Annotated in this window: 15 protein-coding genes; 7 read left to right on the forward strand and 8 right to left on the reverse strand. The window is 72.8% G+C overall.

The annotated features are described in order from the left end of the window. Positions 1–31: 31 nt before the first annotated feature. Positions 32–691 (reverse strand): cyclase family protein, encoded by a 660-nt coding sequence (locus Pta02_RS19095; protein ID WP_203876218.1) that lies wholly within the window; start codon positions 689–691, stop codon positions 32–34. Further along, entirely contained in the window at positions 688–957 is a 270-nt protein-coding gene (locus Pta02_RS19100) for a CBU_0592 family membrane protein (RefSeq protein WP_203876219.1), read from the reverse strand. Before Pta02_RS19100 ends, Pta02_RS19095 begins: the two co-directional genes overlap by 4 nt. A gap of 103 nt (positions 958–1060) precedes the next feature. Between Pta02_RS19100 and Pta02_RS19105 the strand changes: the two genes are divergently transcribed. After that, the gene (locus Pta02_RS19105) at positions 1061–2008 is read left to right on the forward strand and encodes a LysR family transcriptional regulator (protein ID WP_203876220.1); all 948 of its coding nucleotides are present in this window, start codon (positions 1061–1063) and stop codon (positions 2006–2008) included. A 114-nt stretch (positions 2009–2122) separates the two neighbouring features. Here Pta02_RS19105 and Pta02_RS19110 read toward each other — a convergent pair whose 3' ends face one another. Then, positions 2123–2701 carry a hypothetical protein gene (locus tag Pta02_RS19110; RefSeq protein WP_203876221.1) on the reverse strand — a complete coding sequence of 193 codons (579 nt, stop codon included), beginning with the start codon at positions 2699–2701 and terminating at the stop codon, positions 2123–2125. A gap of 143 nt (positions 2702–2844) precedes the next feature. Here Pta02_RS19110 and npdG point away from each other — a divergent pair, with 143 nt between their 5' ends. Further along, on the forward strand, positions 2845–3516 hold the full coding sequence (gene npdG / locus Pta02_RS19115) for an NADPH-dependent F420 reductase (RefSeq protein ID WP_203876222.1): 672 nt from the start codon (positions 2845–2847) through the stop codon (positions 3514–3516). 41 nt (positions 3517–3557) lie between these two features. Here npdG and Pta02_RS19120 read toward each other — a convergent pair whose 3' ends face one another. Beyond that, complete coding sequence (locus Pta02_RS19120; protein ID WP_203876223.1) at positions 3558–4991, reverse strand: aminotransferase-like domain-containing protein; 1434 nt, start codon at positions 4989–4991, stop codon at positions 3558–3560. Between the two features lie 62 nt (positions 4992–5053). Between Pta02_RS19120 and Pta02_RS19125 the strand changes: the two genes are divergently transcribed. Beyond that, on the forward strand, positions 5054–6226 hold the full coding sequence (locus tag Pta02_RS19125) for a trans-sulfuration enzyme family protein (RefSeq protein ID WP_203876224.1): 1173 nt from the start codon (positions 5054–5056) through the stop codon (positions 6224–6226). A gap of 99 nt (positions 6227–6325) precedes the next feature. Next, entirely contained in the window at positions 6326–7246 is a 921-nt protein-coding gene (locus Pta02_RS19130; RefSeq protein ID WP_203876225.1) for a threonine/serine dehydratase, read from the forward strand. A 158-nt stretch (positions 7247–7404) separates the two neighbouring features. Here Pta02_RS19130 and panB read toward each other — a convergent pair whose 3' ends face one another. Then, the gene (gene panB / locus Pta02_RS19135; RefSeq protein ID WP_203876226.1) at positions 7405–8250 is read right to left on the reverse strand and encodes a 3-methyl-2-oxobutanoate hydroxymethyltransferase; all 846 of its coding nucleotides are present in this window, start codon (positions 8248–8250) and stop codon (positions 7405–7407) included. 186 nt (positions 8251–8436) lie between these two features. Here panB and Pta02_RS19140 point away from each other — a divergent pair, with 186 nt between their 5' ends. From Pta02_RS19140 to Pta02_RS19150, 3 genes are all read left to right on the forward strand, one after another. Beyond that, positions 8437–9618, forward strand: coding sequence for an MFS transporter (locus tag Pta02_RS19140; RefSeq protein ID WP_239130924.1), 1182 nt, complete (start codon positions 8437–8439; stop codon positions 9616–9618). A 148-nt stretch (positions 9619–9766) separates the two neighbouring features. Then, a complete protein-coding gene (locus Pta02_RS19145; RefSeq protein WP_203876228.1) occupies positions 9767–11329 on the forward strand; it encodes an MFS transporter in 1563 nt (520 codons plus the stop codon). 7 nt (positions 11330–11336) lie between these two features. Then, positions 11337–11972 carry a TetR/AcrR family transcriptional regulator gene (locus tag Pta02_RS19150; protein WP_203876229.1) on the forward strand — a complete coding sequence of 212 codons (636 nt, stop codon included), beginning with the start codon at positions 11337–11339 and terminating at the stop codon, positions 11970–11972. 208 nt (positions 11973–12180) lie between these two features. On the opposite strand, the gene Pta02_RS19155 is transcribed toward Pta02_RS19150, so the two are convergent. The 3 genes from Pta02_RS19155 to Pta02_RS19165 form a co-directional block, all read right to left on the reverse strand. Next, complete coding sequence (locus tag Pta02_RS19155; protein WP_203876230.1) at positions 12181–13965, reverse strand: NAD+ synthase; 1785 nt, start codon at positions 13963–13965, stop codon at positions 12181–12183. A gap of 81 nt (positions 13966–14046) precedes the next feature. Then, positions 14047–15588 (reverse strand): glycoside hydrolase family 13 protein, encoded by a 1542-nt coding sequence (locus Pta02_RS19160; protein WP_203876231.1) that lies wholly within the window; start codon positions 15586–15588, stop codon positions 14047–14049. A 193-nt stretch (positions 15589–15781) separates the two neighbouring features. Beyond that, positions 15782–16675: a TolB-like translocation protein gene (locus tag Pta02_RS19165; RefSeq protein ID WP_203876232.1), complete on the reverse strand. Its 894-nt coding sequence runs from the start codon at positions 16673–16675 to the stop codon at positions 15782–15784. Positions 16676–16759: the final 84 nt, after the last annotated feature.

The raw sequence follows: 16759 nt of genomic DNA on the forward strand, positions 1-16759 counted from the left end.
CCCCGGCCCGCGAGGGCCCGACCCCGGTCGCCTAGCCGTCGGCGATCGCGTAGGCCCGCACCGGGAAGGTCCCCATTCCCACCACCATGGGCGGGACGGCGTGGAACCGGAATCCGGCGTCGGGCAGCGCGGCCAGGCCGGTCATGTGCTCCACGATCGGGATGCCCGCCCCCAGCAGCACCGTGTGCGCCGGGCGCGGCCCGCGCGGCGGGGTGTCGTCGATGTTCAGCGAGTCGATCCCGACCAGCGCCGCCCCCTGCTCCGCGAGCCACCGCGCGGCCTCGGGTTCGAGATAGGGATGGTCGCGCAGATAGGCCTCGGTGCCGAAGTGCCGGTCCCAGCCGGTGTGGATCAGTACGGCCCTGCCGCGCACGTCGAGGTCCTTCAGCAGGCCGAGGCCGGCCGAGCGCAGGCCCTCGGCCCGCACGACCAGGCCGGGCAGGTCGGCGATCTTCTCCAGGGGCACCCCGGACAGGTCGGGGCCGTCGGGATAGCGGTGGTAAGGGGTGTCGAGGTAGGTGCCGGTGTTGGCGACCAGCTCGATGCTGCCGATGTGGAACTCGGTGCCCGGTTCGTAGACCTCGCGAGAGGCCTCCCGGCTCAGGTGCACGCCCAGCCGGGGTCCGGGCACGCCCGGATAGGTGACCATGCCCTCGGTGATCCGGTGGCTCAGCTCGATCATTCGCGTCACGGGACGTTCACCGCATTCTTCCTGGACCGGGCCGCGACCAGCTTGGCGACGGAGACCGCGCCGATCACACCCCAGACGACGTTGAGAATCGCCGACGGCCAGGCGGCGTGATAGGCCGTGTTGATCATCAGTGCGACGGAGCCGGAGAGGTTGACCAGCTGGTACGGCATGCCGTCGCCGGGCATCCGGGAGGCCGAGACCATGGCGTAGCCGTACAGCAGGGCGGCGGCCCCGGCCCAGCCGAGCACGTTGACGAGGAGGGACATCCGGTCACGCCCCGCCGGAGGAGATGTTCACGCAGCCATGATTTCGAGAGGGAGCACTGAAGGGCAAGTTAAGTCTTCTTACCTTCAACGTAAGCTGAGCTGTATGGACATCGATCCCCGGCGGCTGCGGGTGCTGCACGAGGTGGCCCGCCGCGGCGGTGTGATGCGCGCGGCCGAGGCGCTGCACCTGACCCCCTCGGCGGTCTCCCAGCAGCTCGCCCTGCTGGAGCGGGAGGTGGGGCTGGCGCTGGTCGACCGGTCGCAGCGCCGCATCGCCCTGACCCCGGCCGGCCGGATGCTCGCCGGATACGCCGAGCGGATCGAGGAGGAGCTCGCCGAGGCCCGCCGGGAGCTGACCCGCTTCACCGAGCGCCTGTCCGGGCCGGTGTCCGTCGCGGCCTTCCCCACCGTCATCCGCCATCTGCTGGTGCCCGCCCTGGAGGTCCTGGCCGAACGCCATCCGCGGCTGACCCCCCGGATCGTCGAGCTGTACGGCCCGCGCGCGCTGGAGGAGCTGCGGCTCGGCGGGATCGACCTGGCCATCACCGAGCACGACGCGGACGACCCCGGCCCGGCGCCGCCCTCCCTGGCCGTCCACCGGATCTACCTGGACCGCTATCGGATCGTCGCGCCGCCGGGCTGGGCGCGGGCGCCGGGGATCCCGGACGACGCCGCGGAGCTGGGAGAGGTCCCCTGGATAGCGGGACCGCCGGGCCAGGCGTGCGCCCGCGCGCTGGACCGGATGGCCGCCCTGCACGGCTTCACCCCGCGCCGGGTCCACGTCATCGAGGAGTTCCCGCCCGTCCTGGCGCTGGTCGCGGCGGGCCACGGCGTGGCGATCGTGCCCTCGTTGGCGCTGCTGGAGGTCCCGGCCGGGGAGGTCGTGGTCACCGGGATCCCGGAGGTCGGCGCGCGCAGGCTCGACGCGGTGATCCGCGTCAGCCGTACCGGGTCGGGAGAGCCCGATCCGGTGCAGGCCGCCGTCATCTCCGCACTCCGCGAGGCCGCCGACGGCCTGGCCGCCCGCCTGGGAGAGCACCGCCGCGCGTGAGGGCGACCCTCCTCGCGTCCCGCTCGGACCCGGACCCGCCGGTGGCGCGGGCTCGCGCGGAGGGCCGGTCGGGTGGGGACGTGCGGGTGGGGCGGCGGCGGTCCGGGTCGGGGGTCAGTCGGGGAGGCGGGGGCCGCTGAGGCGGTCGAGGAGGCGGGCGAGGCGGTCGCGGAAGCCGGGGCGGCGGGGGACCTCGCCGGCGGCCATGCTCACCAGGTGCTGGGCGCCGTCGAAGGAGAGCGGGGCGCGGTCGGGGACGGCCAGGGCGTCGTGGGCCAGTCCCTCCAGTTCGGGGTCGCCGCCGTCCAGGGCCAGGATCGTCGCCCCGACGCGGCGGGCGTCGCTCACCCGCTCCAGCAGAGTCTCGGGCGCCTGTTCCTGCGCCACCACGAACAGCGTCTCGCCGCGCTCCGCCCGCTCGATCCGCTCCAGGCCGACGCGCAGATGATCGGGGGCGTCCGGGGCCGGGGCCCAGCGCACCAGGGTGGGCGCCAGCTGCGGCAGGCCCGACAGGCGCGCCTCGTCGCCGAGGTGCGCGGTCAGGTGCCAGGGTTCCTCGGCGGGGGTGCCGACCACCAGCAGGCCGCCCGGGGAGCGCGTCGTGCGCAGGGCGAGCCCCAGCTCGCGGGTGCGCTCCACCCAGGTGGTCGACTCCAGGACCTCGCGTAAGAATGCCACCGACCCAGCGTCCATGCCGTCAATCGTGCCCCAGGCACCCTGAGACTGTCTGCGGAACCCAGACCTGGCATTATCTGGGCGTGGAGAGCGTGCGGCGGGCCTGAGGACCTCCGGAGAGGGCCCCGGCCCGGACGGCCGACAACGATGAGGAGCGACGAGTGAGCACTGACCTTCCGGACGTGAGCGGCGTCTCGATCGGCATCCTGGGCGGCACCGGCGACCAGGGCAAGGGTCTGGCCAGGCGGTTCGCCCTGGCGGGGCACACCGTTCTGATCGGATCGCGCACCGAGGAGCGGGCGCGGGAGGCGGCGGAGAGCATCGCCGGAGCCGGGTCGGTGCGTGGCGCCGCCAACGCGGCCGTGGCCGCCGAGGCGGACGTGGTGATCGTGGCGGTGCCGTGGGACGGGCACAGGGCCACCCTGGAGTCGCTGCGGGCCGAGCTGGCCGGGAAGATCGTCATCGACTGCGTCAACCCGCTGGGCTTCGACAAGCAGGGCGCCTACGCGCTGCCCGTCGAGGAGGGCAGCGCCGCCCAGCAGGCCGCGGCGGTCCTGCCGGACAGCCGGGTGGTCGGGGCCTTCCACCACGTCTCGGCCGTCCTGCTGCTGGACCCCGAGGTGGAGGAGGTCGACCTGGACGTGCTCGTCCTGGGCGACGACCGCGAGGCCACCGACACCGTCCAGGCGCTGGCCAGCCGGATCGCCGGGGTCCGCGGCGTGTACGGCGGCCGCCTGCGCAACGCCCACCAGGTCGAGGCCCTCACCGCCAACCTGATCTCCATCAACCGCCGTTACAAGGCCCACGCCGGCTTCCGCGTCACCGACGTCTGAGCGCCGCGGGCCCGCACGGGACCGGCGGCGGTCGCCGATCCTCACAGCACCAGCGGCTGCAGGGCCCGGGACCGGCCGCTGCCGTCGTACTCGTGCCAGGCGGCGGCCAGCAGCCCGACGGCCGCGCTCAGCTCGGGCTCGGGGAACAGGAACGGCAGCCGCAGGAAGTCGCCGTGCCCGCCGGAGGGGTCGAACGACCGCCCCGGCGGGATCGCGACCCGGTGGCGCAGCGCCACCTGGGCGAAGGCGTCGGCGTCGCCGTGCGGCAGCCGTACCCAGACGGTCTGGCCGCCGAGTGCGGGCTCGACCCGCCAGGCGGGCAGCGCGCGGGCCAGCTCGGCCAGCAGGTGGTCGTGGCGCCGCCGCAGCACCGCGGTGCGCTCGCGGCGCAGCTCGCCGATCCGGGCCAGCAGCCGGGCGGCGGCCAGCTGGGACAGCACGTCGCCGCCCAGATCGTGGATGGCCCGCAGGCGGGCGAGGCGGGAGATCGCCGGTGGGGCCGCGCGGATCCAGCCGACCCGCAGGCCACCCCAGACGATCTTGCTCAGCGAGCCGACGGTGATGAGCTGCTCGCCCGGGTGGAAGGCGCACAGCGGGGCGGGCGGCTCACCGGAGAAGCACAGCTCGGCCGGGACCTCGTCGTCGATGACGGGGACGTCGTGCTCTGCGGCGAGTGCGGCCAGGTGGCGCCGGACCAGCGCGGGCATCACCGAACCGGTCGGGTTGTGCCCGGTCGGGATCAGATAGCCGAGGGCGGGGCGCTCGGCCAGCGCCGCGCCGAACTCCGCCGCGTCCGAGGCGGTGCGGAACCGGGCGGCGGCCTCCCGGAAGGGCTCCAGCGCGCCGGGGTAGGTGGGCGCCTCGGTCAGCACGGTGTCGCCCGGGGACAGGAACACGCTCGCCAGCAGCGTCAGCGCCTGCTGCGCGCCGTTGGTGACCAGGATCTCACCGGGGGAGGTGGGCACCCCGCGCGCCCGGTAGTAGGCGGCCAGCGCCTCGCGCAGCACCGGGTGCCCGGCCGGGTGATAGCCGATGTCGTGCCTGATCTCCGCGAGATCGGCGGTGGCCTCGGTGTAGGCCTCGACCAGGGCGGGCGGCGGCTCGTCGGGGGCGACGCAGGACAGCAGGACGACGTCGTCCGGCAGGTCCAGCAGGTGCAGGAGCAGGGGGTTGGCCGCCGTGCCGGCCGGCGTGCGGGTGGCGGGCAGCGCGGCGGCGGCGACCCGGGTGCCGCTGCCCTGCCTGCGCACCACCTTGCCCTCCTGCTGGAGCTGGTCGTAGGCCGCGACCACGGTGCCCCGGCCGACCGCGAGCCTGCGGGCCAGGACCCGCTCGGGCGGCAGCGGGCTGCCGGGGGAGAGTTCGCCGTCGTCGATCAGGGCGCGGATCCGCATGGCGAGCAGCAGGTACAGCGGGCCCCTTCCGGAGGACCAGCGGCCGAGCCGTACCGTCAGCTCGTCTAAATTGGTTCGCATGATGAGCCAATCCTGCCCGATTGGCTCTGACCGGCACCACGTTGAACGGACACCCTTGTCACATGACTGATCTTCGACCCGAGACCCGGACCGTCCACCTTCCCCAGCCGCCGCTGAACGGCAGCCGCCCGATCGCGACGCCGCTCTACCAGACCTCCGGCTTCGTGTTCGATGACCCGGCCGTCTTCGCCGACGGCATGAAGCGTCCCGACGGGGCGTTCGTCTACGGCCGTCTGTCCAACCCCACGGTCCGCGCGCTGGAGGAGGCCGTGGCGGGTCTGGAGGGCGGCGTCGCCGCCGTGGCCACCGCCTCCGGCATGGGGGCGATCAACTCCGTCCTCCTTGCGCTGCTGCGGCCCGGCGACCACCTGATCTCCCAGAACGCCATCTACGGCGGCACCGCCTCGGTGATCGGCGACCTGGTGGAGCGGTTCGGGATCGAGGTCACCTACGTGCCCGAGGACGACCCGCAGGCGCTGCGCGAGGCGATCCGGCCGTCCACGAAGCTGGTCTATCTGGAGACGATCGCCAACCCGGTGACGCAGGTGGCCGACCTGCCCGGGATGTGCGGCGTGGCCCGCGAGGCCGGGCTGATCTCGGTGGTGGACAACACCTTCGCCTCGCCGATCCTGTGCCGCCCGCTGGAGCACGGCGCCGACGTCGTGGTCCACTCCACGACCAAGTACCTGAGCGGCCACGCCGACGTGCTCGGCGGCATCGCGGTCTTCGCCGACGACGAGCTGTACCGCAAGGTCTGGAAGTTCTCCACCAACCTGGGGGCGACCGCCGACCCGTTCGCCTCCTGGCTGACCCTGCGCGGCATCCAGACTCTGCCGCTGCGCATGGAGCGCCACTGCGCCAACGCCCACGAGCTGGCCCTGCGGCTCGACGCCCACCCGGCGGTCTCGGTCGTGCACTGGCCGGGCCTGCCCTCCCACCGCTCGTACGCGCTGGCGGGCAAGCTGCTGCCGGGCTTCGGCGGGGTCTTCTCCTTCGACCTGGTCGGCGGGCGCGAGGCGGGGGAGAAGTTCATGAGCTCGGTACGGCTGGCGCTGCTGGCCCCCTCGCTCGGCGGTGTCGAGACGCTCGTCATGCAGCCGTCGACCACCTCGCACAAGTCGCTGAACGCCGAGGAGCTCGCCCGGCACGGGATCGAGGAGGGGACCGTCCGGGTCGCGGTCGGCATCGAGCACGTGGAGGACCTGTGGGCGGACTTCGCCCAGGCGCTCTCGTGACACCCCTCTGACATCGCTCTCCCGGCGCCCGGCGGCCGATCGTTAGAGTGGGAACTTCGTGTCTTTCCGAGTGTCTTTCCGAGCCGAGAGGAGTCACGGGTGAGCGTGTCGATCGGGGACGTGGAGCGGGCGGCGGAGCGGATCGCGGGACGTGCCCGCCGGACGCCGGTGCTGGAGCTCTCCCCGGGGCTCTTCCTGAAGCTGGAGGCGATGCAGCACTCCGGGTCGTTCAAGGTCAGGGGCGGGTTCAACCGCGCGCTGGCCGCGCGGGAGGCCGGTGAGCTGCCCGAGGCCGGGCTGATCGCGGCCAGCGGCGGCAACCACGGCCTGGCGGTGGCCTACGTCGCGCGGGCGCTCGGCGTGCGGGCGGAGATCTTCGTGCCCACGGTGGCCAGCCCGGTGAAGGTCGCCGGGCTGCGGGCGCTGGGGGCCGAGGTGAACCAGGTCGGATCGATCTACGCCGAGGCGTACGAGGCCTCGGCCAAGCGGGCCGCGGAGACGGGGGCCCTGGAGGTCCACGCCTACGACCAGTCCGACGTGGTCGCCGGACAGGGGACGGTGGGCCTGGAGACGCTGGAGCAGACCGGGGGAGTGGACACGGTCCTGGTCGCGGTGGGCGGCGGCGGGCTGATCGCCGGGATCACGGCGGCCGTGGCGGGCCGGGCCCGGGTGGTCGCCGTGGAACCGGAGCTGATCCCCACCCTGAACCGGGCGCTGGCGGCCGGAGGACCGGTCCTGGTCGAGGTGAGCGGGGTGGGCGCCGACGCGCTCGGGGCCAGCCGGATCGGCCGGATCGCCTACGAGGTCACCGCCGCCGCCGGGGTCGAGAGCGTCCTCGTCCCCGACGAGGCGATCATCGAGGCCCGCCGGGAGCTGTGGCGCTCCTGCCACGTCGCGGCCGAGCACGCCGGAGCCGCCGCCTTCGCCGCCCTGCGCTGCGGCGCCTACACCCCGGCACCCGGGGAGCGCGTGGCCGTCATCGTCTGCGGCTCCAACACCGACCCCGCCACCCTGGCCTGATCCGCCTCGTCGTACGGCGGCGCCGGGAACGTCCGTGCACCGTACCGCCGCCGGTGGGGATGAGGCCGGTGGGCGGGTGTGGCGTGTGCCCACCGTACGGCGCCGGTGAAGGCGGGCGATGTCAGGGTGCCCGCCGTACCGGCGCCGGAGCGGGTGGGTCAGTGGTAGGTGTGCTCGGGGGTGGGGAAGGCGCCCGCGGTCACCTCGTCGGCGAAGGCGCGGACGGCCTGGTCCATCTCCTCGGCCAGGTTGAAGTACTTCTTGACGAACTTGGCCGGGCGCTCGGTGAGGCCCATGAGGTCCTGCCAGACGAGGACCTGGGCATCGGTGGACGGACCGGCGCCGATGCCGATCGTCGGGATCGACAGGGAGGTCGTGACCCGCTCGGCCAGTTCGGCCGGCACGCACTCCAGGACGACCGAGAAGGCGCCGGCGGCCTCGAGGTCCTTGGCGTCGGCCATCAGCTCGTCACCGGACTGGCCGCGGCCCTGGACCCGGTAGCCGCCGAAGACGTTGACCGACTGGGGGGTCAGGCCGAGGTGGGCCATGACCGGGATGCCGGCCGAGACCAGCGCCTCGACCTGGGGGAGCACCCGGCGCCCGCCCTCCAGCTTGACCGCGTGGGCGCCCGCCTCCTTCATGAACCGCACGGCCGTCTCCAGCGCCTGCTGGGGGGAGGCCTGGTAGGAGCCGAACGGCAGGTCGGCCACCACCATCGCGCGCGAGGAGCCCCGGACCACGGCCGCGGTCAGCGGCATGAGGTCGTCGACCGAGACCGGAAGCGTGGAGTCGTAGCCGTAGACCACCATGGCGGCCGAGTCGCCGACGAGCAGCACCGGGATGCCGGCCTCGTCGAAGATCCGGGCGGTCATCGCGTCGTAGGCGGTGACCATCGGCCACCTCTCACCGCGCTCCTTGGCGGCGGCGACGTCGCGGACGGTGACCCTTCGCCCCGCCTGGCCGCCGTAGAGCGCGGTCGGCCGGCTGGTTACGGAAGAGGACATGAGAACCCTCCAGAGTCTCGAGGCGCCCCTGTGGCGTCCCCGGACGTTTCTGATGATGGCATGCGTTCGTCTGGTTAAACACCCCCGGGCGCCCCGGTAATCCGGTGGCGGGAGTGTCGGAGGCGTACGCCACAATACGGGGGGAGGTAAGCAATAAAGATGGCTATCGAACCTTACCGTCGCCTGTTGGCCCTTCCGGGTGTCCGGACGCTGCTGATCGTCGGACTGATCGCACGGATCCCGTCCACCGCAGTCGGCCTCACGCTGACGTTGCACATCAGGGGTCTGGGCATGGGCTGGTTCGAGGCGGGCGCGGTCGGCACCGCGACCACGGTGGGCATGGCCGTCGGCTCGCCGCTGGCCGGGAGGTTCGTCGACCGGTACGGCCTCCGGCCGGTGCTGTCGGTGACCGGCGCCGCGCAACTGGCCTTCTGGGTCTCCGCCTGGGCGCTGCCGTACCCCGTGCTGGTCGTCGCCTCGGTGGTCGCGGGTCTGCTGGCGCTGCCGGTGTTCAGCGTGATCCGGCAGTGCCTGGCCGCCATGGTCCCGGTGGAGCAGCGCAGGACCGGTTTCTCCCTCGACTCGGTGCTGGTCGAGCTGTCCTACATGTCCGGGCCCGCGTTCGCCGCGGCCGGTACGGCGATGCTCGGCAGCACGTGGACGATGTGCCTCGTCGCGGCCGGTCTGACCGGTTCCGCCGTGACGCTGATCCTGCTGAACCCGCCCACCCGCTCCGCCGAGGAGAAGGAGGAGGCGGTGGAGAAGGTCCCGCGGGGCCGGTGGCTGACCCCCGGGCTGGTCGCCCTGCTCGGCACGACCTCGGCGGCGACCTTCATCCTCACCGCCAGCGAGCTCTCCCTGGTGGCGGAGGTGGAGCGCGCCGGTGACACGGCCTGGATCGGCCTGGCGATCGGGGTGTGGTGCTTCTACTCGCTGGTCGGCGGTTTCGTGTACGGCGGGCTGCCGCGCGGGTTCTCCCCGCTGGTCCTGATCGGAGGCATGGGCCTGCTCACCGTCCCGGTCGGGCTGGTCGGCGGCCACTGGTGGTGGCTGGTGCTGGCCCTGGTGCCGGCCGGCGTGCTGTGCGCCCCCGGACTCTCCTCCACGGTGGAGGCGGTGAGCCGCTGGGTTCCCGCCGGGGCCAGGGGTGAGGCCATGGGCCTGCACGGTACGGCCCTGCTGATCGGTGGCGCGGTCGCGTCGCCGGTCGCCGGAGCGATCATCGACAGTGCCGGCCCCGGCTGGGCGTTCGCCGTCGCCGGGCTGGTCGGCGTGGTCATGGTGCTGATCGCGCTGCCGTTCTGGCGCAAGGCCGAGCAGCGGGGGCGGGCCGTACAGGAAGACGCCAAGGGCTTCCAGACCGTCTGATCCCCTCCAGGCCGTCTCGCCTCCCCGGTGCGGGGTAGGAGGGTCCGGGTGAACAATCGGTTAATACGAAACGGGCCCGTTGCGTATCGGAAGATATAGCGATACGCTCGCGTTGCGAAACTTTGCCGTATCGAAAAACGGGGTCTTCATGGAACCGCAGCTCGGCCATCCACGGCGGTGGCAGATCCTGGGAGTGCTGGTCTTCAGCCTCCTGGTGGTCGTCCTGGACAACACCATCCTCAACGTCGCGCTGAAGACGATCGCCGACCCGCAGGAGGGCCTGGGCGCGACCCAGAGCCAGCTCGAGTGGGCGATCAACTCCTACACGCTGGTCTTCGCCGGGTTGCTGTTCACCTTCGGAGTGATCGGCGACCGGACCGGCCGCAAGCGGATGCTGATGATCGGCATGATCCTGTTCGGCCTGGCCTCGCTGGCCAGCGCCTACGCCCAGGACCCGGCGCAGCTGATCGCCGCCCGGGCGTTCATGGGGATCGGCGGCGCCGCCATCATGCCGGCCACGCTGGCGATCATCTCCAACGTCTTCCCGCCGCAGGAGCGCGGCAAGGCGATCGGCATCTGGGCGGCCGGCGTGGGCCTGGCCGTGGCCATCGGCCCCATCACCGGCGGCCTGCTCCTGGAGCACTTCTGGTGGGGCTCGGTCTTCCTGGTCAACGTGCCGATCGTGCTGGTGAGCATGGTGCTCATCGGAACGGTCGTCCCCGAGTCGCGCGACCCCAGGCCGTCCAAGCTCGACCCGGTGGGCGTGCTGCTGTCCATCGTGGGTCTCGTCGCCCTCACCTACGGCATCATCCGCGGCGGTGAGCTGGCCACGGTCGCCAGCGCCGAGGTGCTCCTGCCGACGATCGCGGGCCTGGCGGTGCTGGGCGCCTTCGTCTGGTGGGAGCGCCGCATCGACCACCCGGCCTTCGACGTCACCTACTTCCGCGACGCCCGGTTCTCCACCGCGATCGGCATGATCGGCATCGTGTTCTTCGCGATGATGGGCGCGATGTTCTTCCTGGTCTTCTACCTGCAGATCGTGCGGGACTTCAGCCCGCTGCAGGCCGGGGCCCTGATGATCCCGTTCGCGGTGGCCCAGCTCATCTTCGCCCCGCTCAGCCAGCAGATGGCCGGGCGCTTCGGCGGCAGGCTGACCGCCACCGTGAGCATGGTGATCGTGGCCGGCGCGCTGGCCTCCTACGCGCTGCTGAGCACCGACACCCCGATCGTGGTGATCGAGGTCATCTTCTTCATCCAGGGCGCCGCGATGGCCAACATCATGCCGCCCGCCACCACCGCGATCATGGAGTCGCTGCCCCGGGAGAAGGCCGGGGTCGGCTCGGCCATGAGCAACACCGTCCGCCAGGTGGCCGGCGCGCTCGGCGTGGCGCTGCTCGGCTCGGTGCTCTCGGCGGCCTACCGCGACGGGGTCTCCCCGGCGCTGGCCGCCCTGCCGGAGAACCTGCGGCACGCGGCGGGCGAGTCCCTGCCCGCCACGATGGCCGTGGCCGGGAGCCTCGGCGAGCGCGGCGCCGCGCTGGTGACGCCCGCGGTGCGGGCCTTCATGGACGGTGTGCACATCACCGCCCTGGTCGCGGCCGGGATCGCCCTGCTGGGGGCCCTGATGGTGGCCCGGTGGCTGCCCGGCAAGGGTGCCCAGGCCCCCGCGGCGCCGGACCGGGATCAGGACAAGGAACCGGCGGTAGTGTAGGTCCGCTATGACGAGCACGGACGAGACGACGGGCACGGACGGGACTCGGGCGGGCCGCCCGGCGGGCCGCCCCCGCAGCGCCAAGGCGGAGAAGGCGATCATCGAGGCGACCCTCGACCTGATCGGTGAGAGCACCAGTCTCGCCGAGCTGTCGATCGAGGCCATCGCCGCCCGCGCGGGGGTGGGCAAGACCACGATCTACCGGCGCTGGTCCAGCAAGGAGGATCTGGTCGTCGACGCCCTCGCCGTGCTGAAGTCGCCTCTGCCCCCGCTGGAGGAAGGGCCGTTCCGCGACTGGCTGGTCACCTACCTGGAGATCATGCAGCGGGAGGCGCGCGATGTGCGCAGCCGATGCGTGATGAACATCGCGATGAACGGCTACGATCGCGACCCCCGCCTGGTCGAGCGCATCCGCCAGGTGACGATCAAGCCGCGTCAGGAGGCGCTGGCGGCCCTGCTGCGCCGCGGCGTCGAGACGGGCGAGCTGCGGGCCGACCTCGACCTGCCGATCGCGATGGCGATGGTGGTCGGCACGGTGATGTGGTACGTCAAGTCGGCCGGCTTCGGCGAGGGCGGGCAGCTGTCGGAGAACGTCGCCGAGCGCCTCGCCGACCACATCATGGCCGGTCTGGTCCCCCGCTGAGGTCTCTCCGGCCGACGCCCGCCGGGTCAGGCGTCGAACTCGCCGAGTTCGACGCAGTCGCCGGTGGCGCTCAGGGAGGACCTCCGCCAGATCGCGCCGGGCGGATCCGCTGTCATCGATCGATCACCTTCAACAGGCCGGCCGGCTCCGCCCCTCCACCATCCGGCCCCGCGCGGGGGCGCGCAACGGCGCGCCCCCGCGACGGTGGTCAGGACGGGTTCTCGCGCCACCGGTTGGTGATGGGCAGGCGGCGGTCGCGGCCGAAGTTCTTGGGCGTGATCTTGGGGCCCGGGGGATACTGGCGGCGCTTGTACTCGGCCACGTCGACCAGGCGGATGATCCGGGCGACCAGCTCGGGGTCGTGGCCCGCGGCGATGAGCTCGGCCGAGCCCATGTCCTTCTCCACGTAGTCGTCCAGGAGACGGTCCAGCACGTCGTACTCCGGCAGGGAGTCGGTGTCGCGCTGGTCGGGGCGCAGCTCGGCGCTGGGCTCCTTCTCGATGGAGTTCTCCGGGATCGGCGGCGCCGGGAAGTCGTACAGGAACGGGCCGGAGACGCCGACCTGCTCGTTGCGCCAGCGCGACAGCTTCCAGACCAGGGTCTTCGGGACGTCCTTGATCGGGGCGAAACCGCCCGCGGAGTCGCCGTAGAGCGTGGAGTAGCCGGTGGCCAGCTCGCTCTTGTTGCCGGTGGTCAGGACGAGGTGGCCGTGCTGGTTGGACAGGCCCATCAGGATGGTGCCGCGCACCCGCGCCTGGAGGTTCTCCGCGGCCAGGCCGGTCAGCGCCAGCTCCTTGTCGAAGGCCGTCACGATGTCGCTGATCGGGACGATCCTGGCCTTCACCCCCTGCCGCGCGACCAGCTCGTTGGCGTCGCCCAGGGAGTGCTCGGAGGAGTACTGCGAGGGCATCAGCACCACGTGGACGCGGTCGGGGCCGATCGCGTCGGAGGCGATGGTGGCGGTCAGCGCCGAGTCGATGCCGCCGGACAGGCCCAGGATGACCGACTGGAAGCCGTTCTTGGCCACGTAGTCGCGCACCGACAGGACCAGGGCGGAGTAGACCTCGGCGGTGTCGTCGAGGTGCGCGGCGACGGCCGGGGGCTGCGGGTCGTACGGCTCCAGCGGGCTCGACGACAGCTCCACCCGCTCCACCGTGATGACGGTGCCGTCCCCGGCGTCCACCTCGGAGGCGGCGGCGCCCCCGTGGCGGGCCTCGGGCAGCTCCAGATCCGCCACCAGCAGTTCCTCGGTGAACTGCGCGGCCCGCGCGATCAGCTCGCCCGAGGCGGAGACGATGATCGAGTCGCCGTCGAAGACCAGCTCGTCCTGACCGCCGACCTGGTTGGCGTAGGCGAGGACGCAGCCCGCCTCCCGGGCCCGCCGGGAGACCAGCTCCAGGCGCGCGTCGTCCTTGCCCCGTTCGTACGGCGAGGCGTTCGGCACCACCAGCAGCCCGGCCCCGGCCTCGGCCGCCACCGCGACCGGGCCGCCGTCCTGCCACAGGTCCTCGCAGACCGCGATGGCCACGTCCACTCCGTGCAGCCGGAAGACCGGCATCCGGTCGCCGCGCACGAAGTAGCGGTACTCGTCGAAGACGCCGTAGTTCGGCAGGTGGTGCTTGGCGGTCTTGGCGACCACCCGCCCCCGGTGCAGCAGCGCCGCCGCGTCGAGCGGGGCGCCCTTGGGCTGCCCGACCCGGGGGGCCAGCCGGGCGCGGTCGACGTATCCGACGACCACCGGGATCTCGCCGAGCCCCTCCTCGGCCAGGCGCCGGGCCGCGGCCTCGACCGCCGCGATCGAGGCTTCCACGAACGAGGAACGCAGTACCAGGTCCTCCACCGGGTAGCCGGTGAGGAACATCTCGGTGAAGACCGCCAGATGCGCGCCGCGGTCGGCGGCCTGCCGGGTCCACTCGACGAGCTTGGCGGTGTTGGCCGCCAGGTCGCCGACCGCGGGATTGGTCTGTGCAAGGGCGATTCGCAGTTGAGCCACGCTCTCACCTTAGTTCTCGTGCCTCGGACGGGTCCGGGGTGATCCCGGGGAAAGGCGTCCCTTACCCGGGGGAACGGGGCGTCACTCGCGGAACCAGGCCGTGCCGCCGCCGGCCACCGTCCCGGGAGGCGCGTCCTCGGAGGCGAGCACCGGCACGCCCCGGCCGGTCCGGTACGGCTCGTCGCCGAAGACGGTCACGCAGACCATGCCGCCGCGCCGGAAGGCCAGGACGTCCTCGCGGCCGGTGGGCAGCCACTCCAGCGGGCCCTCGAAGCCCGGGCGCGCCAGCAGGGCGTCGCGGTGCAGGCGCCAGGTCGAGCCGTCCCGCTCGATCTGCTCCTCGACGGCGAATTCGCCGAACCAGGAGGGCTGGGGCAGCCAGGTCTCCTGCGCGCAGGAGAAGCCGAACGACGGTCCCTGCGCGGTCCAGGGCAGTGGGACCCGGCAGCCGTCACGGCCGTGCTCGGTCCCTCCGGAGCGGAACCAGGTGGGGTCCTGCCGGGCCTCGTCGGGCAGGTCGAGCACCTCGGGAAGACCGATCTCCTCGCCCTGGTACAGGTAGACCGAGCCGGGCAGCGCCAGTACCAGCAGCGCCGCGGCGCGGGCCCGCCGCACGCCCAGTTCCACGTCCACGACGCCGCGCGGGCGGGTGTCCGGGCCGCCGGTGCGGGTGACCAGGCCGAAGCGGCTCACCGCCCGGTGGACGTCGTGGTTGGCGAGCGTCCAGGTGATCACGGCCCCGGTGGATACGATCTCCTGCAGCCCCCGGTCGATGGAGGCGCGGAAGCGGGCGGCCTCCCACGGGCAGACGAGCAGGTCGAAGTAGAACGCCTGCTGGAGCTCGTCGGGCCGCAGATAGAGCGCCAGGTCGCCCACCGTCGGCACCCAGATCTCCCCGACGAGTGTGCGGCCGCAGGCGTCGGCGAGCTTGCGCCAGCGGCGCAGCACCTCGTGCACCTCGGGCTGGTTCTGGGCGAGGATGTTGTACTCGGGATGGTGCGGCCAGTCGGGCAGGTCGGGGTGCTTGAACAGCATGTGGACCACGTCGATGCGGAAGCCGTCCACGCCCCGGTCGAACCAGAAGCGCAGCACGTCCTCGAAGTAGTCGCCCACCTCGGGGTTGCGCCAGTTGAAGTCGGGCTGGCCGGGGTCGAAGCTGTGCAGGTACCACTGGTCGTCCACCCGGGTCCAGGCCGGGCCGCCGAAGACCGACTGCCAGTTGTTGGGCGGCTCGTCGCCGCGGCCGGGCCGGAAGACGAACCGCTCCCGCGCGGCCGGGTCGCCGGCCAGGGCCTGCCGGAACCAGGGATGCTCGACCGAGCAGTGGTTGGGCACCAGGTCCATGAACACCTTCAGACCGCGCTCGTGGGCGTCGGACAGCAGCCGGTCGAAGGCCGCCAGGCCGCCGTAGCGGGCGTCGATGTCGGTGTAGTCGGCCACGTCGTAGCCGTGGTCGGCGCCGGGGGAGGGATAGCACGGGTTGAGCCAGATCCCGTCGACGCCCAGCGAGGTCAGATAGTCCAGCCGGGCCCGCAGCCCGTCCAGGTCGCCGACGCCGTCGCCGTCGGCGTCGCTGAACGAGCGCAGGTACACCTGGTAGATGACGGCCTCACGCCACCACATGGGTTTCCCCCTTCAGAGCCCCGGACGGTATCCGCAGGGGTTCCTCCCCTCCCGCGCGGATCATATCCACCCGTATCCACGGCGCTCCGTCCCAGGCGGCTGCGGGTGGGAGACCTACGGCCGCCCCCGCCCGAGAGGGCGCCGCACGCCCGGCCGGGGAGACCTCGCACGCCCGGCCGGGGAACGGCCGGGGTCAGCCGATGATCTGCAGCAGCCCGCGCCCGCGGTCGGCGGCCTTCTCGCTCAGGCTCTGCAGCCGCTCGCCCGAAGGGCTGAGCACCACCAGCGTGTTGGCGGGCGAGCCCGCGACGCGGACCACCAGGCGGCCGTCCTTCAGATAGCGGGCGCCCAGCAGCCTGCCCCTGACGGGGACGGCGATCTTCTTGCCGGTCGTCGTGTCGTAGACCGACGGGGTGAAGGACAGCGGCCAGGAGCCGTCCCCGGCGTCCGCGTTCGCGCCGATCGCGTTGACCACGACGCGGCGGCCGTCGGGGGACAGGCTCTCCACGTGGTTGGCGAGCTTGACGCCGGGCGCCTTCCTGGAGACGCGCGAGCCGGTGTCCAGCAGGTGGACGCCCACGGTGTCACCGGCGTATCCGGCCAGGGTGCGGCCGTCGGCCGACCAGGTCAGGTGGCAGGGGCCCAGGGTCGTGCCGAGCCTGCCCAGTCCCTTGCCCCCGGCGCCGACCACGGCGACGGCCGTGCGCTCGGCCGAGCCGGCCAGCGGGAAGGCGATCCGCCTGGAGTCGGCCGACCAGGCGGGGGTCATACACGGGCCCCCGGCGGCCGCGCCCTTGGCGACGATCTTGTCGGTGGCCTTGCCGCCGTCGAGGCCGGAGACGTGCAGCCGGCCCTTGCCGTCGATCCAGGCGACCTTCCTGCCGTCGGGGGAGGCGGAGAACTGCCCGGTGAGCGAGGCGCCGCGCGCCGTCCACAGCGTGCGGCCGCCGGAGAACACCCGCATGTCATTGCCATAGCTGAGGTAGACGCCCTTGCCGGTCAGCGGCGCCGGGGCGGCGGCCTGTGCCGGAACGGCGGCGGTGGTCACGGCGAGTGCGGCGCCGGCGGCCAGAGCCCAGTACTTCACGGACGATCTCCTCATCAACGGTAGATATCGGTGGTTAGAACCCTGGAAGGGAAGAAAGGTTCACCGATCGTCCGGGAATTGTCC

This window comes from Paraplanobispora takensis (genome assembly GCF_016863195.1).
Taxonomy (GTDB): Bacteria; Actinomycetota; Actinomycetes; order Streptosporangiales; family Streptosporangiaceae; genus Planobispora; species Planobispora takensis.

Excerpts from the sequence above, each read along its gene's own strand:
- Pta02_RS19100 (WP_203876219.1), bottom strand. The coding sequence starts at position 957 with ATGTCCCTCCTCGTCAACGTGCTCGGCTGGGCCGGGGCCGCCGCCCTG.
- Pta02_RS19110 (WP_203876221.1), bottom strand. The coding sequence starts at position 2,701 with ATGGACGCTGGGTCGGTGGCATTCTTACGCGAGGTCCTGGAGTCGACC.
- Pta02_RS19105 (WP_203876220.1), top strand. The coding sequence starts at position 1,061 with ATGGACATCGATCCCCGGCGGCTGCGGGTGCTGCACGAGGTGGCCCGC.
- Pta02_RS19125 (WP_203876224.1), top strand. The coding sequence starts at position 5,054 with ATGACTGATCTTCGACCCGAGACCCGGACCGTCCACCTTCCCCAGCCG.
- panB (WP_203876226.1), bottom strand. The coding sequence starts at position 8,250 with ATGTCCTCTTCCGTAACCAGCCGGCCGACCGCGCTCTACGGCGGCCAG.
- Pta02_RS19160 (WP_203876231.1), bottom strand. The coding sequence starts at position 15,588 with ATGTGGTGGCGTGAGGCCGTCATCTACCAGGTGTACCTGCGCTCGTTC.
- Pta02_RS19145 (WP_203876228.1), top strand. The coding sequence starts at position 9,767 with ATGGAACCGCAGCTCGGCCATCCACGGCGGTGGCAGATCCTGGGAGTG.
- Pta02_RS19150 (WP_203876229.1), top strand. The coding sequence starts at position 11,337 with ATGACGAGCACGGACGAGACGACGGGCACGGACGGGACTCGGGCGGGC.
- Pta02_RS19120 (WP_203876223.1), bottom strand. The coding sequence starts at position 4,991 with ATGCGAACCAATTTAGACGAGCTGACGGTACGGCTCGGCCGCTGGTCC.